General features: G+C 42.2%; 14 protein-coding genes, 1 rRNA gene and 1 pseudogene. 8 read left to right on the top strand and 8 right to left on the bottom strand.

Annotated elements, in window-relative coordinates:
• Window positions 1–52: 52 nt before the first annotated feature.
• Entirely contained in the window at window positions 53–946 is an 894-nt protein-coding gene (locus BM095_RS15820) for a LysR family transcriptional regulator (protein WP_177194850.1), read from the bottom strand.
• A 121-nt stretch (window positions 947–1,067) separates the two neighbouring features.
• Between BM095_RS15820 and BM095_RS15815 the strand changes: the two genes are divergently transcribed.
• Window positions 1,068–2,402 (top strand): MFS transporter, encoded by a 1,335-nt coding sequence (locus BM095_RS15815; RefSeq protein WP_091664151.1) that lies wholly within the window; start codon window positions 1,068–1,070, stop codon window positions 2,400–2,402.
• Window positions 2,403–2,544: 142 nt separating this feature from the next.
• Entirely contained in the window at window positions 2,545–3,195 is a 651-nt protein-coding gene (locus tag BM095_RS15810) for an SDR family oxidoreductase (protein ID WP_091664149.1), read from the top strand.
• Window positions 3,196–3,282: 87 nt separating this feature from the next.
• Here BM095_RS15810 and BM095_RS15805 read toward each other — a convergent pair whose 3' ends face one another.
• Complete coding sequence (locus BM095_RS15805; protein WP_091664146.1) at window positions 3,283–5,004, bottom strand: sigma-54 interaction domain-containing protein; 1,722 nt, start codon at window positions 5,002–5,004, stop codon at window positions 3,283–3,285.
• Between the two features lie 240 nt (window positions 5,005–5,244).
• On the opposite strand from BM095_RS15805, the gene BM095_RS15795 reads away from it, so the two are divergent.
• A complete protein-coding gene (locus BM095_RS15795; protein ID WP_091664141.1) occupies window positions 5,245–6,447 on the top strand; it encodes an iron-containing alcohol dehydrogenase in 1,203 nt (400 codons plus the stop codon).
• 198 nt (window positions 6,448–6,645) lie between these two features.
• On the top strand, window positions 6,646–8,019 hold the full coding sequence (locus tag BM095_RS15790; protein ID WP_143083245.1) for a solute carrier family 23 protein: 1,374 nt from the start codon (window positions 6,646–6,648) through the stop codon (window positions 8,017–8,019).
• Between the two features lie 160 nt (window positions 8,020–8,179).
• Here the strand turns inward: BM095_RS15790 and BM095_RS15785 are convergent, their stop codons facing one another.
• Complete coding sequence (locus tag BM095_RS15785) at window positions 8,180–9,196, bottom strand: DUF3231 family protein (RefSeq protein ID WP_177194849.1); 1,017 nt, start codon at window positions 9,194–9,196, stop codon at window positions 8,180–8,182.
• Window positions 9,197–9,359: 163 nt separating this feature from the next.
• Here BM095_RS15785 and BM095_RS15780 point away from each other — a divergent pair, with 163 nt between their 5' ends.
• The 3 genes from BM095_RS15780 to BM095_RS15770 all read left to right on the top strand — a co-directional run bounded on the left by BM095_RS15780 (window position 9,360) and on the right by BM095_RS15770 (window position 12,221).
• Window positions 9,360–9,989 carry a LysE family transporter gene (locus BM095_RS15780; protein ID WP_091664134.1) on the top strand — a complete coding sequence of 210 codons (630 nt, stop codon included), beginning with the start codon at window positions 9,360–9,362 and terminating at the stop codon, window positions 9,987–9,989.
• A gap of 149 nt (window positions 9,990–10,138) precedes the next feature.
• Complete coding sequence (locus tag BM095_RS15775; RefSeq protein WP_091664131.1) at window positions 10,139–11,503, top strand: amino acid permease; 1,365 nt, start codon at window positions 10,139–10,141, stop codon at window positions 11,501–11,503.
• A gap of 19 nt (window positions 11,504–11,522) precedes the next feature.
• Entirely contained in the window at window positions 11,523–12,221 is a 699-nt protein-coding gene (locus BM095_RS15770; protein ID WP_091664129.1) for a YetF domain-containing protein, read from the top strand.
• A gap of 73 nt (window positions 12,222–12,294) precedes the next feature.
• Here BM095_RS15770 and BM095_RS15765 read toward each other — a convergent pair.
• The 5 genes and pseudogenes from BM095_RS15765 to BM095_RS15745 all read right to left on the bottom strand — a co-directional run.
• Window positions 12,295–12,378 (bottom strand): annotated as a pseudogene (locus BM095_RS15765) (YjcZ family sporulation protein); the annotation flags it as partial.
• A gap of 226 nt (window positions 12,379–12,604) precedes the next feature.
• Window positions 12,605–12,940, bottom strand: coding sequence for a spore coat protein (locus BM095_RS15760; protein ID WP_091664124.1), 336 nt, complete (start codon window positions 12,938–12,940; stop codon window positions 12,605–12,607).
• A gap of 12 nt (window positions 12,941–12,952) precedes the next feature.
• Complete coding sequence (locus BM095_RS15755) at window positions 12,953–13,219, bottom strand: hypothetical protein (protein ID WP_091664121.1); 267 nt, start codon at window positions 13,217–13,219, stop codon at window positions 12,953–12,955.
• Window positions 13,220–13,313: 94 nt separating this feature from the next.
• Window positions 13,314–13,802 (bottom strand): CBO0543 family protein, encoded by a 489-nt coding sequence (locus BM095_RS15750; protein WP_091664118.1) that lies wholly within the window; start codon window positions 13,800–13,802, stop codon window positions 13,314–13,316.
• Between the two features lie 279 nt (window positions 13,803–14,081).
• Window positions 14,082–14,972 carry a 5'-3' exonuclease gene (locus tag BM095_RS15745; RefSeq protein WP_091664116.1) on the bottom strand — a complete coding sequence of 297 codons (891 nt, stop codon included), beginning with the start codon at window positions 14,970–14,972 and terminating at the stop codon, window positions 14,082–14,084.
• Between the two features lie 438 nt (window positions 14,973–15,410).
• Between BM095_RS15745 and BM095_RS15740 the strand changes: the two genes are divergently transcribed.
• Window positions 15,411–15,638 (top strand): 16S ribosomal RNA (locus BM095_RS15740); the annotation flags it as partial.

Genomic DNA, 15,638 nt, shown 5'->3' with positions numbered 1-15,638 from the left:
TGAGATTTCTGTATCAAGTTCGCAAGCTGCGCATACATAGAATAAGTGAAAGCTACAGGTCGATTTTGTCGGTGAGAAAAGAAATAAAGGCGTCAACAGCGGGTGTAGGATAGTAGTGACGGTGATGAACAACATAAAAATGTCGTTTACATGCTATGTTTTCTACGTTCAACGCCTGCAAGACACCAAGCTGGCGTTCTGTTTCGAATGTCATTTTTGACAAAAATGCAATTCCTCCCCCGGTGATCACCGCTTGTTTAACTGCCTCTGTTGAGCCAAGCTCTACTCCTTCAGGTAAAACAAATCCATGAGACAGTAAATGATGTTGCATTGTTTTCCTGGTATTTGAATTGGGGTCTCTCAATATCCATCTTTCCTGTGCTAAATCCTCTATCGTTATCTTTTCTTTTTTGACTATAGGATGATGCGGAGAAGCGACGAATACGATTTCATCTTCCACAAACAATTCTGCCTCAAATTCATTTGATTCCGGCGTCTCGGGTATAACCGCAATATCTAGCATTTCTTGTCTCAGACTTTTTTTCATTTCTGCCGTGGACTTGATATCTAGTTTTATATCAACATGAGGATATTTCTCCATAAATTTCATGATCATCGGTGCCATGCTGTAGTTGCCAATTGTCGTGCTCGCTCCTAAGCGCAAAGATCCCGTTTCCAATTCATTGATGGATTGAACGAGTGACGTGGTACTGTTCACTAAAGCCAAGATTTGATCTGTTTTTGCTTTTACTTCCTTTCCAATGGCTGTTAATTTCATTTGTCTTCCTACTTTATAAAACAAATTCACTTGTAAATATTGTTCAAGCCGGTCTATTTGTCTAGACACGGCAGGTTGACTTAAAGATAATTCTTCCGCTGCCGCAGAGTAATTTTCATGTTTCGCCGCTGCTTGAAATGTTTTCAACTGCTGTATATCCAACACCATCCACCTTCCTCTTAACATAACGAATTTGCATGATGGAAATTATTAATATGCATTTCTATTATAATAAAAGATGAGATAAGATGAAAGCAGAACATTCTGAGTGATGGAAAGGTGGATACACATGTCCGCGAAGGAGAAACAAGTTATTCAATCATATATTGATTCTCCGGCAAAACAACGTATGTTATACCGAAAAACATTACTTATTGTAGTCATTTCTCAAATCTTTGGCGGAGCGGGGCTTGCAGCAGGAATTACGACCGGAGCGCTGCTTGCCCAAGAGATGCTTGGGACAGATAGTTTCGCTGGCTTACCGGCCGCCTTGTTCACGTTAGGATCTGCGGGGGCCGCCTTGCTCGTAGGCCGGTTATCGCAACGGTTCGGCAGACGTACCGGTCTGGCTGCGGGGTTTTTAGCTGGTGGCATTGGAGCTGCCGGGGTGGTAATGGCTGCCTTGGTGAATAGTTTTCTAATACTGATTGTGGCGCTGCTCGTGTACGGAGCGGGCACTGCTACTAATTTACAGGCCCGCTATGCAGGTACAGATCTAGCCAGCTCCTCACAGCGCGCAACCGCAGTCAGCATTGCTATGGTGTTCACTACATTGGGAGCGGTGATTGGCCCCAATTTAGTAAATGTTACGGGGAAAGTAGCGGCGTCTTTCAATGTGTCCCCGTTAGCGGGACCGTTCATTCTCGCAGCTGCAGCCTTTACCCTCTCCGGTCTCGTCATCCTCATTTTTCTCCGGCCGGATCCATTTGTAGTGGCAAAAGTGATAGCGGAGGGGGAAGCGCTCAAAGGGAATGATGATGCCGCAGGGGGGCAGGCCGTTTCCGAAACGAACAGAAGAGGTGTTATGGCAGGGGCTTTGATCATGATTCTCACTCAAATGATTATGCTTGCTATCATGACGATGACACCGATTCATATGAGTCATCACGGTCATGGGCTAAGCGCTGTCGGAATGGTTATTGGGGTGCATATAGGTGCGATGTATTTGCCGTCGCTTATTACAGGTATTCTTGTTGATAAATATGGACGAACAACGATGGTTGTAGCAGCGGGTCTGACACTTCTTCTATCGGGTGTCATTGCCGCCACAGCACCGGCGGAATCCTTGCTTGCTATCACTGCCGCTCTCGCATTACTCGGAGTTGGGTGGAATATTGGTCTGATCAGCGGCACAGCGATTATCGTCGATGCTACCACTTTTCACACACGAGCTAAGACACAGGGGAACGTAGATGTTTTTATAGCGCTAGCCGGAGCAACCGGAGGAGCAATGTCGGGAATGGTCGTAGGAGGATTTAGTTTTGCGGTGCTAGCAATCGGAGGGGGGATGGTATCATTGTTCGTGATCCCCATTATTTTCTGGTATCAGTTTCATTCTCGAAAAAAAGAGGTGGCTGACGAACAAAATAATCCGCCATCAAGTATAGAAGAAACGGGAAATTAATATAATTTTTCATTTATGGCCATTCCTTGCAATCAATGTACTATTTCAAAGCGTTCTACTAGACATCTTTTAGTAGGTTCACGTTACAATAAAGGGGAAGAAGAGAAAAGGAAGATAATATTGTAAGGAGAGGATGACGTAAATGAAAGTACTCGTAGTCGGAGCTAATGGACAAATTGGAAAGCACCTTGTTACATTCATCCAAGAGAAAGAAGGCATGGAGGCAAGGGCTATGATCAGAAAAGAAGAACAGGCTTCTTTCTTTAAAGAGTTAGGAGCAGAAACGGCTCTTGTCGATTTAGAAGATGACATCGATCCTATTGCTAAAGCAGCGGAGGGAGTGGATGCTGTTGTATTCACGGCGGGGTCCGGTCCTCACACCGGCAAAGACAAGACCATTATGATTGACCTCGATGGTGCGGTGAAAACAATAGAAGCAGCGAAGAAGGCTGGAGTGAAGCGCTTTGTAATGATCAGTTCCTTCGACACAAGACGGAAAGCAATTCAGGAAGCGACTGAATCCTTTGCTCCATACGTTGCAGCCAAGCACTACGCCGATGAATGGTTAAAAGACACAGATTTAGAGTACACCATTATCCATCCCGGCATGCTTACAAATGACGACGGTACAGGTCAAGTGAAAATAGGACAAGACTTGGACATCGAAAAAGTCCCAAGAGAAGACATCGCTCGTGTCATCGTGTCTACGCTAGAAAACGATGCAACCATCGGAAAAGAATTTCAAGTGGTAGGCGGCAATCAGTCCGTAACAGATGCAGTAAAATCTACCTAAGCCTACATGTCTCAAAGTCCTAAATAACAGTCCCACTGGTTTCGGCATACCAGTGGGATTATTTCATGCTCAGACGGTTATTTCGATCTAATCGACCAAGTCATTTGCTTCTTCCTTTAAAGATATTTTCAACTTTTTTGCTTTCCGCAACAAGGTTGTTCGGTGGACACCTAATTTGTCTGCTATTACATATATATCCTTGTACTTATTCCATAGTTCGTTTATATAGTGTCGCTCCACGTCTTGAACGACTTCTTGTAAAGGACGATCCTCCATTTTTAAAGAAAAGTCATTCGTTTGACTGTCAGACGGTTGGAAAATGTCCGGTAAATCATCACCTGTCACTTCAGGCCCGTCATTTAAGACGACTAATTGTTCGATGATATGTTCGAGTTCACGAACGTTTCCAGGCCATGAATAAAATTCGAAGGCAAAATAAACCTCTTTGGAAAATTTCATGTCTTTTCGGTGGCGCTGGTTAAATTTATCTAAAAAGTTTTTGGCGATCATGTAAATGTCTTCTTTTCGTTCTCTCAAAGCTGGCAAGTGTAACGTGACGACGGATAATCGGTAGTAGAGATCGGCTCGCAATTTGTTTTGTCGAATGAGTTCTTCTGGATCTTTGTTGGTAGCTGCGATAATTCGAATATCTACTTCTTTATCATGAAGATCTCCGAGTCTTCGTACTCGCTTGCTCTGCAATACGGAGAGAAGTTTTGCTTGGAGCGAAAGAGGCATCTCGCCAATCTCATCCAAGAAAAAGACACCGCCGTCTGCTGCTTCAATGAGTCCTTTCTTTCCTTGATCCGAAGCTCCTGTGAAAGCTCCTTTTTTGTAACCGAACAGCTCAGCTTCAATGAGATGTTCTGGTATGGCAGCACAGTTTACTTCAATAAAAGGGTTTTCTTTTCTATCGCTCATCGAATGGATTTTTTCTGCGATCATCGTTTTCCCAGTGCCCGTTTCCCCAAGAATAAATACGGATGTTGTTACATGGGCCAGCCTGTGAATCCGGTCTAACACTTTATACATTGCCGGGCTGTTTGTCACGAGACCTGGCACGTCTTTTACTTTCGAACGGAGTTTTTCAATTTCTTTATCTTTCTTCTGAATGGAAAGCGCATGTTTTTTTAGGTTTTCTTGAAGTTCATTCAATTTCGTCATGTCATAGACAGTATTAATGACCAATATTAAATTATGGTATTTATCGAACACAGGAGTGCCTGTCACAAGCCAAATATTTTTCTCATTATTTATTTTTTGCATGACACTCTGTTTTTCTCTAGCTTCGATCACTTTTGCTGTGACAGAGCTGTCGAAAAAACCCCGAATAATCAATTCTGATACATGTTTTTCTTCCACGTCTTTTCTGGCAATACCAGTGAGCTGTGAATATTTATCGTTGATTTTTAACGTGTAACCTTCCCCGTCTGTTATATATATACCTTCCTGCGCCGAATCCATTACATAGCCTACCACGTCGTTTAATACAGGATCATTACGGAGAGTATCTTTTAACTGAATCACGACATGAAAAAGGGCAAGCGTAGGGAAGTGAATCTTTCTAACAATATATAAGTACCGTTTCCCATTGATTTCTTTTTCCATTCTTTTCTCCATGTGCTCTTTCCATGGAAAAAGGGGAATGTGGAGCAAAACGTCAGGGTCAAGTTTGTCTGCTAGCGCGTTAGAGTGAACAAAGTTCCCGTGATCGTCTAATAGAATACAGGCTCGATCCATCCATTGTACAAAATCAAAGAGCTGCGAATCATATAAAAGGGGATTTTTGGTCTGTTCGTTTGTTTCCATTCTTCCACCACCAGGATGTGTTTGGCTTGAGCAAATATGCACGAATGTGCAAACAGGAACATAAATATGTGCAACATTGCACGAAAACGAAAAAAGACGACATTCCAATTTGTTTTGATATCTATCAGCATAACACCGAAAAAACAGTCTTTCTATTAAAAAACGTCAATTTTTTGAGTATTGGCATAGAAATTGCAATTACTATAGGCGAATGTTAACAACACTAGAGGAGGACGTCTCATGAATTTTCAAGGCATCTTTGATTTTAATTTAAGAACCAATTTATTGTTTGGTGAGGGTTCCGTTGCTAAGATAACCAACGTGGTTCAAAAGGAAGGTTTTCAAAGAGTGCTGGTTATCTGTGACAAAGGAATTCAGCAAGCAAATATACTAACGTTTGTCACAGACGAATTAGAGCGGTCTGGTGCCGAGTATGTTGTATTCTCGGATGTGGAAGCTAACCCTACGACGACGAATGTCAATCACTGTATGGAAATATTAAACCGTTTTCAGCCTGACTTTTTGATTGGAGTAGGGGGAGGAAGTCCGCTTGATGTAGCAAAAGCGGTAAGTCTGCTAGCGACAAACGGAGGAAAAATCGAGGAATATGAAGGAATCGATACATTCGAAAAAGATCCATTGCCTTTGTTGGCAGTTCCCACTACTGCCGGGACCGGTAGTGAAGTAACAATTTTTACGGTAATCACGAATCCTGAAACAGAATACAAACTGACAGCTGGAGGGAAAAGATTGGCTCCGAAGTGGGCGGTCATGGATCCTGAACTGACTCGGACACTGCCTCCTCATATTACGGCGGCGACCGGCATGGATGCACTCGTTCATGCGATCGAATCCTATACTTCCACAGCAACCTATCCTCTAACGGAAACATTAGCACTGGAAGCAATTCGTGTAATATCTAGTAACTTAAGACAAGCCGTATTTAATGGAGATAATATGAAAGCGCGTACAGCTATGCTGTATGGGAGCTTAATCGCAGGAGTTTCCTTTAATAACACACGGCTTGGAAATGTCCATGCCATGAGCCATCCATTGAGTGCGATGTATAACGTACCTCATGGAGTTGCCAATTCTGTCTTATTACCGTACGTCATGACATTTAATCTGCCGGCTGCTCCTGAAAAATTTGTAGATATTGCCAAAGCAATGGGCGAATACATAGATCCTGAAGTTTCCATGATGGAAAACGCCTACACATCCATAAAAGCGGTAGAACGTCTTGCGAAGGATGTATTTATTGCGAAAGATTTCTCTCGGTATCATGTGAAAAAAGAGGATATACAAACGATGGCAGAAGATGCCATGAAAAGCGGTAATGTATTAGTGAACCCTCGTAAAACGAGAATTGAAGATATCATCGCTTTGTACGAAGAGACGGTAGGAGAAAGCGCAGGGAACGAAGCACAACTCGTTACTGAGTAATGATTTCTATTAAAAGGGGATACTTATCTGCGCGAGAATAAGCGGACTTTCAAATTTGCGAATATCATAGCAACGACCAATATTTTCTTAGACTACGCTTTTCATCGCAGGCGTGCTTCCTCTTAGTACGTCTGCGGAATGCATATAGGTTTTATTTATAATCAATGACAGAAAATATAAAAATGGGAGTGAAACATCGTGTCGTTCTATAAAAGAAGAGAAGGAGGAGAACAGCCGTATTGGCCGTTTGGTCCTTTCAAACTAAGAGTTCCATTTGTTCATTATAATGTAGAAGGAGCAGAAGCTGTACAAGCAGTTGTTCTTTCCGTTGTCACCATTAGTATGATTCCGTTATTGCAGCAACATTTAGGGCTGCCTTATGACGTGGCGATGGCATTTGTCATCATATGCGGGATATGTAATATGATTCCGGCCTTTTTAGGAACTCCTTTCATTCCGGGGTGGATCACTCCGGCTGTCCCGTTGGTTGTTATCTTTCTAGGCGATTTCGAACCAGGACCGGAAGCAATTCAAGCTCTTGTCGCCGTCCAATTGTTGGTGTTTTTTATCTTTTTCATTCTCGGAATAACGAAGCTCGGCAGCAAAATTGTAAGCGTTATTCCGAACTCCTTAAAAGCGGGTGTCGTGATAGGCGCAGGTCTGGCTGCATTAATCGGAGAAATCGGACCGGAGGGGACGCTTGGAAGTTCTCCTATTTCATTTATCATTGGTGGACTGCTCACTGTTTATTTTATGTTTTCGCTATCATTTAAAAATTTGCGTCAGAAAAGTAAAATAGCTGAGACAATTTCTAACTATGGGATGGTTCCAGCTTTTATAGTTGCGATTATTATTGGTATCGCAGTCTCTGAATATCCGATGCCGGATGTCGAATGGGGAATTGTTTCACCTGCATTTGGTGAGATGTGGGCTTACCTGCCGTTTAGTGTCGGTTTTCCTACATTAGAAATGTTTATGATGGCTGTGCCGACAGCAATTATTGCGTATATTATTGCGTACGGTGATATTATCGTGGGAGACACGTTAATTGAAAGAGTTAACGACATTCGTAAAGATGAAGAAATCGAGAATAGTATCGACCGTGTACACTTGATTACGAGTGTTCGTAACTTCATCCATGCCTTATTCGCGCCGTACCCTGGGTTGGCTGGACCTATCTGGACAGCGGCAACTGCAACAGTGATTGAACGCTACACGTTTGGAAGAAAAGCAATGGACTCGGTGTATGGGGGAGCGGGAACTTTCCACATCGCGAACTTCATGGCATTGTTTTTACTGCCCCTCGTGACGTTTTTCCAGCCTGTCCTGCCCATTGGTCTGTCATTGACTTTGCTTGTCACTGGTTATCTATGTGTACAAGTAGGGATGGAACAAGTACATACCAATACGGAACGGGGGATAGCTGGTGTCACTGCCGCTGTTCTTGCCATTCACGGAGCTGCGTATGGACTTATCACAGGGATCGTCTTATATATATTAATCGAGAAAGTGTCTAAAAAGTCACAAGAAGATACTCATTCCGATAATCTTGAAAAAAAGAAGATAGGATAAAATAAAAAACAGGAGGGGAAACTCTCCTGTTTTTTTAGTTAGGACAATTTCGAGATCCGACTGGCGATATCAGGGGCTCGAGGTCGAATTGTCAAGGTTTTCTCGGCGGGTCTCCAGAGCTTGTCGCCGATGGGGCAGGAGCCTTCCACTTTTCTGGTTTTCATTTCCTCTTGATGATATCGTCGCTGTTTACGGACTGGGGAGGCTGTTCCATCCACCCATGTTTAATTGTGATATTGGCACCATCCTCAGCGTAGCGACCAGCTTCCGCAAGCAGCCGAGTGTAATGGGTCGCTAAATCGCGCCGTGTGCTTGACGATAAACTAGCTCCGTAATTTCCCATTCCTGTTGCGCTTAACATCGAGACATGAAACATCATTAACTTATCAGAAAAAGGCGGATCGGTGGAAGGGAGAACATCATCATCCCACGTTTGGGGGGCTGGGATGTCTTCTTTAGTTAAAAGAGATTGAAAAATCTTTACGTGTTTGGATGCTATCTCTTTCCCGCGCTGAAAGTAATCACGGGTGTCCTCGGTCTGTGCCGTCTGAGCAAATCCTGTAATAACAGCTTTTCCAATTGAATTGGTTTGGAGGTTGTGAAAGATATTCATAATCTCTACTGCCAATAAAGGTTTCCTGCGGCCAAACCATCCAGTGAGGAAACTTTGGTGTTCCACAAAATCGACTTCTTTCGGAGGGGCTAAACTAGGAGGACGAATATGGAGTCCTTTGTTTAGCAATACTTCCTTCGTTTTTTTATTAGCTTTTTGGTTCATGTCAATCGCTTCATTAAATAAGTCTTGGATATCCAGACGGGACGATAAGCCGGTAGATAAACCATAAGCAATAAAGCCGCTCTTGGCCATTTGATCGATGTAATTTATTATTAACTCATCTGAAAACAAGCGTGATGCATGAATATTTACATCGTTTTCCGTGAAGCCGACCGGGATCGGGAAATTTTCTTGTGCAAAGATATTTTGGATTTTATCAAGCAGGGTAGTGGAAATATCTAATGAATAGGTGACTATTTCGCGAATCTCTTGGTCCTCGACGGAATGGATAAAATAATTCAACACACATTGAGCCATCGAGTTATTCATGTATGTTGTCCAAAGATTTGATATTTCAGCAGAAGTGAGTGCGATTTGACGTTTGCTATCCGTTGTCTCCACTACAATCTCTCCTAAATATGATGATGGTGTCCTTAGTATGCGAATAAAAAGAATGATTATGAATTTGTTTTGTACGAGCACATTCTATAGAAGAGGTGTGATAAGCGTTACCTTTTCTGAATAGAGTGGTACAAGCTACCTGCTATAAAGGAGAGGAGAACGTTTGGGAATTTTTATTAGCTATGTGTTGCTCGGATTGTCACTCGCGGCTCCGATCGGTCCCATTAATGCGGCCCAAATGAACCATGGGATAAAAAATGGCTTTTTTCATTCCTGGCTAGTCGGGCTAGGATCTATTGTGGCGGAATTGTTATTTATCTTAGGGGTATTTTTTGGTGTCGTACATTTTCTGGATACTCCATTTATGAAAACATTTCTCTGGTTGTTTGGCGCTTTCGTATTGACTTATACAGCTGTTGAAAGCATGATCAGCACCCAAAAACTCGAAGTCCGGTACGACAGAAAAAAAGATTCCTTGGTAAAAACGTTTTCTACAGGATTTCTTTTAACGCTCAGTAATCCATTGTCTATTCTGTTTTGGCTAGGGATATATGGATCGGTGCTTGCGAATACTATCCATCGTTATGATCAGGTCCATTTGGCTTTATATGGAGGGGCTATTTTATTAGGGGTAATGATTTGGGATGTGACGATGGCGTGTGTGTCCAGTGGGTTTCGCAAATTTTTAACCATAGGGACGATGAAGTTGATTTCTGTTTTTTCAGGGCTCGTCATGTTTGCGTTTGCCGCATATTTCGGCTATCAAGCACTAATACTCCTGTTTCATTGGTAAATGTTGAAGACCACTTTTTTCGTTCGGGAAAGGTGGTTTTTTGTGGTATGTACAACCCGTGCAAGCAGGGCGCTTGCGCTTTTCTGGATAAAAAAGAGGGGAGCTGGACATGAATACATATGAAGTCTTACCACAAACAGGAGCCTATCATGAGTCAGACAACTCGTAATGCAAACAAGAATACAGCGGCTTCCTCTGGAGATATGTCCTGGTGGCACTTATCGTTAGTGGGGATCGGATGTACGGTAGGTACAGGGTATTTTCTCGGATCGAGTATTGGCATTCGAGTCACAGGACCATCTATCGTATTCTCTTTTATTTTAGCGGCTCTCGGTACGTATATCGTATTTTCTTCACTCGCAAAAATGACTGCTGCAGATCCCCAGGAAGGATCGTTTTGTTATTATGCGGATAAAGCGTTCGGGCGTTGGGCGGGTTTTAGCAGCGGTTGGAACTACTGGTGCTCCAGTGTTCTCATCATGGGCAGCCAATTAACTGCTTTGGCGATATTAACCCAACTTTGGTTTCCTTCTATACCACTCTGGCTCTTTTCTGCCATTTATGCTGTCTTATCAATTCTCATTGTTTTGTTAGGTACGAAGAGCTTCGACAAGATGGAAGATTTATTTGCGGTAATTAAAACAGCAGCCATTATAATGTTTATTATTTTAGCTATTGCAGCACTTGCTGGCTGGATTCCAAGTAAAACAGAAGAGGCGTTCCAACTCTCTTTAGCGATGTCCGCGCTTTTCCCTGGAGGGTTCGGAGGTTTTTGGGCTTCATTCATATACGCGTTTTATGCGTATGGGGGAATCGAAGTGATCGGTTTAATGGCGATGCAGTTAAAAAACAAAGAAGAGGCACCAAAAGCTGGGAAAGTCATGCTTTTTTCTTTAGCGACAGTCTATGTTCTTTCGCTTACATTGGCTGTCATGATGGTTCCGATTCACTCGTTCACAACCGACGAAAGCCCGTTTGTAACAGCTCTCGCTGATTATTCCTTACCATTTTTTAAGCATGCTTTTAACGGGGCGATTATCATTGCCGGGTTTTCTACGATGACGGCGGCCTTGTATGGTGTCACCGCTCTCTTAGTCATTATCGCAAAAGATGAAAATGCACCATCTGTCTTCCGTCGTACAATTCAATGGAAAGATGTTCCCTTACCGTCGTTAGGTCTGGGAGCTGTCGGTCTTTTGGCCTCCGTCCTCACAGCACTTCTCTTGCCGGAAACGATTTATGAATACATCACAACAGCTGCCGGCATTTTGCTTCTCTACAATTGGCTCTTCATCATTGCCTCTTCTTCACGGAATCTGAAAGAAGAAGGTGTGCTTCAAAAGACAGGTTCTATTAGTGGAATTGTCATCGTTTTAGTCGCTGTCAGTGGGACAGTTATGGAAGGAAGCATTCGTCCAGGGTTTTATATCAGCTTCATTTTTGTATGTGTTATTGCGGTGGTGACGTTGTATATGAATCGTAAATGGAAAAAAGAAGCATATTCTGAATCATGAAAATTGGCAGGTGAGACACATGACATTATCAGAACTCGTCATCAGAGTTACAATTTCCTTTATTGTGTTATTTATTCTTACAAGAATAATGGGGAGAAAAGAAATCAGTCAAATGACATTTTTTAATTTTGTTTCGGCGATAGCGATTGGCTCCATCACAGCTAACCTAGCAGTGAATGCGAATCTTAGTCTGCGAAATGGCGTGTTAGCGTTAGTCGGTTGGACGATCTTCACCCTTTTATTAGCATATATAGATATCAAATCGAAAAAGGCACGAAAAGTTACGACAGGTGAACCAATTATCGTAATTAAAGAAGGGAAAATTATGGAAGACGCTCTTCGGTCAACTCAACTAGACATCGATGCTCTCAAAGCATTACTGAGAAAAAATAGTGTGTTTTCCGTAAGTGAAGTGAATTACGCTATTTTTGAAACGAGCGGAAACTTATCCGTCATGAAAAAAGAACATAAACAACCGGCCACAAAAGAGGATTTAAATATCCCAAGTGCTCTGCATGTGTACCCCACTTCAACGGAAGTGATCTCCGACGGAGTGGTGAATACGAATAATCTAGCCCGTTTACAAATTGATGAGTCTTGGGTACACCAACAGTTACAGCAGGCAGGAGTCGGCTCTATGTCCGAAGTGTTTTATGCGGAGGTGCAGCAAGATGGTACGCTTTATATTGATAAAAAAGACGATCCGATGATCCATTAAGTACCCCAGGGAGAGCTTCGTTCGAAAGCTCTCCCGAAACATTGAAATTATTCTTATTCGGACGCTGCTGATACTAACACCAAGCAGCGCCAACAATGATAAGGAGGATGAACAACACAACAATCAAAGCAAAGCCACCTTGCTTTCCATATCCGCCGCCATGGCCTGCTCCGCCGAAAAACGGTCCATATCCGTAACTCATAAAGACACCCCCTTTAAAGAACTACTCATACGTTATGTGTAAGGGGGAAAGATGATTGCGCCCTTGTCCTGAATAGGGAATATTTAAGTAGAAAATGAAAAAAACAGAAAAGGTTCGTTTAGCGAATCAAAAAAGAAAGCCCCCACTTATAAAAGCGGGGGAGGGTGATTGTTTGTCCTTGTTATTGGAGCATGCCGCCTGAAGGAAGCTGGCTCATGTATCCTGTGAATTGCTGATGGGATTGAGTCAATGTTTGTTGATCGGCTGCTTCGAAACTATACCAGCCTTTTTTGAACATCAAATTAAATAAGTTACGTTGACAAGTTTGCGTCTCCTGAAAAATAGAAGAAATGTCATTATATAAAGCTTCGTGACTCGCTTCATTCATCGCAATGTTGTAAGAAGATGCAATATATTTTTCGGTAGACAACACATCATTGATAAAATCACGATCATTCATGTCAGGTGTCTGAGGAACTTGGGTCTCTGGGTTTTGGATGTTATTAGAATATGCCATGGGACACCCCTCCTAGTTTGAAGTAGTCTGATTCAATGGTGAGTGGGATTGAAAATGAGTCAGAAGTCGTTGGTAATGTTTTTCATGCATGCGAGCTGTTTTATCCAGTTCTTGCTTGATCTCTGTGTCTGAACATTGTTTGGCGAAAAAAGCACACTTCTTGGCGGCATTCAAATTCCAGTTCAGCATATCAGACAAATAGAGCTGATCTTTCACACTTATCGCCTGAGGCGGCTGATGCAATGGTTGTTGAGATTGCTGCATCGGTTGTTGTTGCATATACGTACCCTCCTGATTACTAGTTTTCATGTGTTAATATGCTGCCAAATCATTGTTTTATACCTAGGGAAGAAGAGGAAGGAAGATTGGTTTTTTAAATGGATAAATTTCTATTATTTAATGTGCGAATAAGCCCAATGACCATTCGACATAGCAGAAATTTTGCCAGTAAGCTTACCAAACTATGTTGCCAGGACCAGCCTTTTCTCCATTGAATAAGATCAGTCTTTTTTTCAAGAATGGTTTCCACCGCCATTTGCGGCAAGACAAAAGGAAACAGCTTTAGCACAGTGATGAAGGGGCGGCTGTTTAATGTCGCTTGGTTATAGTAAAGAAGCAGCAGCGGATAAACGAGAAAATCAAAGGGCGCATTAATTAGAAATTTATCCGGATAAGGTCGCGTGTTATATTTTAGATAGCCCTTTGATACGAGATAACGATCAGCGAAAGAATTACCAATGTAGCTAACGAGATAAACAATAATCCAATCTTTAAATGACCGTTTAACAATGGCAAATGGCAGTAAGAGAAGTGCTGCTACTGTAGTTGTTTTTAAAACATACCTTTCACTTTTTTTATTCATATGCACCCTCCCTTGTCTTATCTTTTCCGTCTCTTCTTCAAATATGTCCGTTTCACTTTCGTCTCTGAAGGAAAAAAACAGCCAGTCTATTTATGGATAGATCGATACTGCCTTCTGAAAGGAAGGATTTTTTGTGAAGGGGGACGGATACAGTAAGAGAGGAGTACCGCCCAGATACGGGGAAGGAAAAATTTTTTCGGGCCTATTGTGAAGGGAAAAGCCTGTAGCGATGGTTTTATCGCTGCAGGCTTCGTGAAGATGACGATGAGGTCAATGAACTTACTTCGTGTTTACTTTGGGCTGTAACACTAAATTGTTTCGCCAGTTTTTAAATTCAAGATCCTGAAACGTCGCTGCCATTTTTTCTTCATTAATAGAGTAAACGGCGTTATCTAATGAACAGGCGACTTCGGTTTGACAATGAATTGCCGCAAGATCTCTCGATAAATGGAGCATGTCAAGATTTTCTTTAATTTTCTTTTGCTGTCCTGGTGGAAGGGCATCCAGGTGTTCAAGGATCCCTTCAATAGAGTGGTATGCTTTGATTAATTTTATAGCTGTTTTTTCTCCAATACCCCGGACACCGGGATAATTGTCACTTGAGTCACCCATCAACGCTTTCACATCTATCATCTGTAAAGGAGTGATCCCTTTTTCTTCGATAAAACGGGACTCGGTGTATTCAGCATAATTACCATATCCCTTCTTTAATAAAAGGACAGAAACGTTTGGCTTTAATAACTGAAGCAAGTCTTGATCACCTGATAAGATCATTACTTCATGATCTTTGCTATAAAGATCTGTTAAGGTCCCAATACAGTCATCTGCTTCATAACCTTCCACGCCAACGTTCGGAATATCAAGCGCCTCCACCACTTCTTTTGCGAGATCAAACTGTGGAACTAATTCATCCGGCGGCGCTCCTCGGTTTGCTTTATAATCAGCGTACAGGGCGTTCCGAAAAGTATAGCTGCCCATATCCCAACAACAAATAACATGAGTAGGTTCAAAGCGATGCACGGCAGTAAATAAATGTTTAACGAGTCCGTACACACCGTTTGTCGGCACCCCTTTACTATTAATCATAAAATAATTACTCATGGCAGTTGCATAAAAAGCCCGAAACAACAGGGCCATTCCATCAACAAGCATAATTTTTTTCTTATTCATCACTAGCTCCCCACCTTTTCTTTCTCTACTATATCAAATAGGAAGAAAAACGTATAAGGAAACAAGGCGGTTATACATCACGCTCTTCCAAAAATTGGAATGTAGAAACTATTGATCTTTTTTATAAAAAAGGTATAATAAGAATTCCGCAAGAGACAACAGCGATCACATAAATCGCTCGCACCAATTTTAAAAAACCTCTTGCTTTGTATAAAACAACATGGTATATTATAAGTCGTCCTTGAAAGAGCCAACGACAACAAATGAAGTAAAAAAAGTTGTTGACTTGAATAGAGGGAAATGATATAATTAAATTCTTCGCTAATTGAGCGAAAAGGTTGTCCTTTGAAAATTGAATGAAAGTCAAGCGTCTGTTAATTTCTTTATAAAAGAAACAAAGCGAGCAATCGCTTTACAGCTTGTATCAAATAATCCAATTTTATGGAGAGTTTGATCCTGGCTCAGGACGAACGCTGGCGGCGTGCCTAATACATGCAAGTCGAGCGCGGGAAGCAGACAGATCCCTTCGGGGTGACGCCTGTGGAACGAGCGGCGGACGGGTGAGTAACACGTGGGCAACCTGCCTTAGAGACTGGGATAACCCCGGGAAACCGGGGCTAATACCGGATAATCAAAAGAATCGCATGATTCATTTGTAAAAGTGGG

It is taken from the genome of Alteribacillus iranensis (genome assembly GCF_900113025.1).
In the GTDB taxonomy this organism is placed as follows: Bacteria; Bacillota; Bacilli; order Bacillales; family Marinococcaceae; genus Alteribacillus_A; species Alteribacillus_A iranensis.
Note: the sequence above shows the minus strand (reverse complement) of the source record. Positions and strands in the feature narration are given on the sequence as shown.

Excerpts from the sequence above, each read along its gene's own strand:
- BM095_RS15820 (WP_177194850.1), bottom strand. The coding sequence starts at position 946 with ATGGTGTTGGATATACAGCAGTTGAAAACATTTCAAGCAGCGGCGAAA.
- BM095_RS15815 (WP_091664151.1), top strand. The coding sequence starts at position 1,068 with ATGTCCGCGAAGGAGAAACAAGTTATTCAATCATATATTGATTCTCCG.
- BM095_RS15810 (WP_091664149.1), top strand. The coding sequence starts at position 2,545 with ATGAAAGTACTCGTAGTCGGAGCTAATGGACAAATTGGAAAGCACCTT.
- BM095_RS15805 (WP_091664146.1), bottom strand. The coding sequence starts at position 5,004 with ATGGAAACAAACGAACAGACCAAAAATCCCCTTTTATATGATTCGCAG.
- BM095_RS15795 (WP_091664141.1), top strand. The coding sequence starts at position 5,245 with ATGAATTTTCAAGGCATCTTTGATTTTAATTTAAGAACCAATTTATTG.
- BM095_RS15775 (WP_091664131.1), top strand. The coding sequence starts at position 10,139 with ATGAGTCAGACAACTCGTAATGCAAACAAGAATACAGCGGCTTCCTCT.
- BM095_RS15770 (WP_091664129.1), top strand. The coding sequence starts at position 11,523 with ATGACATTATCAGAACTCGTCATCAGAGTTACAATTTCCTTTATTGTG.
- BM095_RS15760 (WP_091664124.1), bottom strand. The coding sequence starts at position 12,940 with ATGGCATATTCTAATAACATCCAAAACCCAGAGACCCAAGTTCCTCAG.
- BM095_RS15755 (WP_091664121.1), bottom strand. The coding sequence starts at position 13,219 with ATGCAACAACAACCGATGCAGCAATCTCAACAACCATTGCATCAGCCG.
- BM095_RS15750 (WP_091664118.1), bottom strand. The coding sequence starts at position 13,802 with ATGAATAAAAAAAGTGAAAGGTATGTTTTAAAAACAACTACAGTAGCA.
- BM095_RS15745 (WP_091664116.1), bottom strand. The coding sequence starts at position 14,972 with ATGAATAAGAAAAAAATTATGCTTGTTGATGGAATGGCCCTGTTGTTT.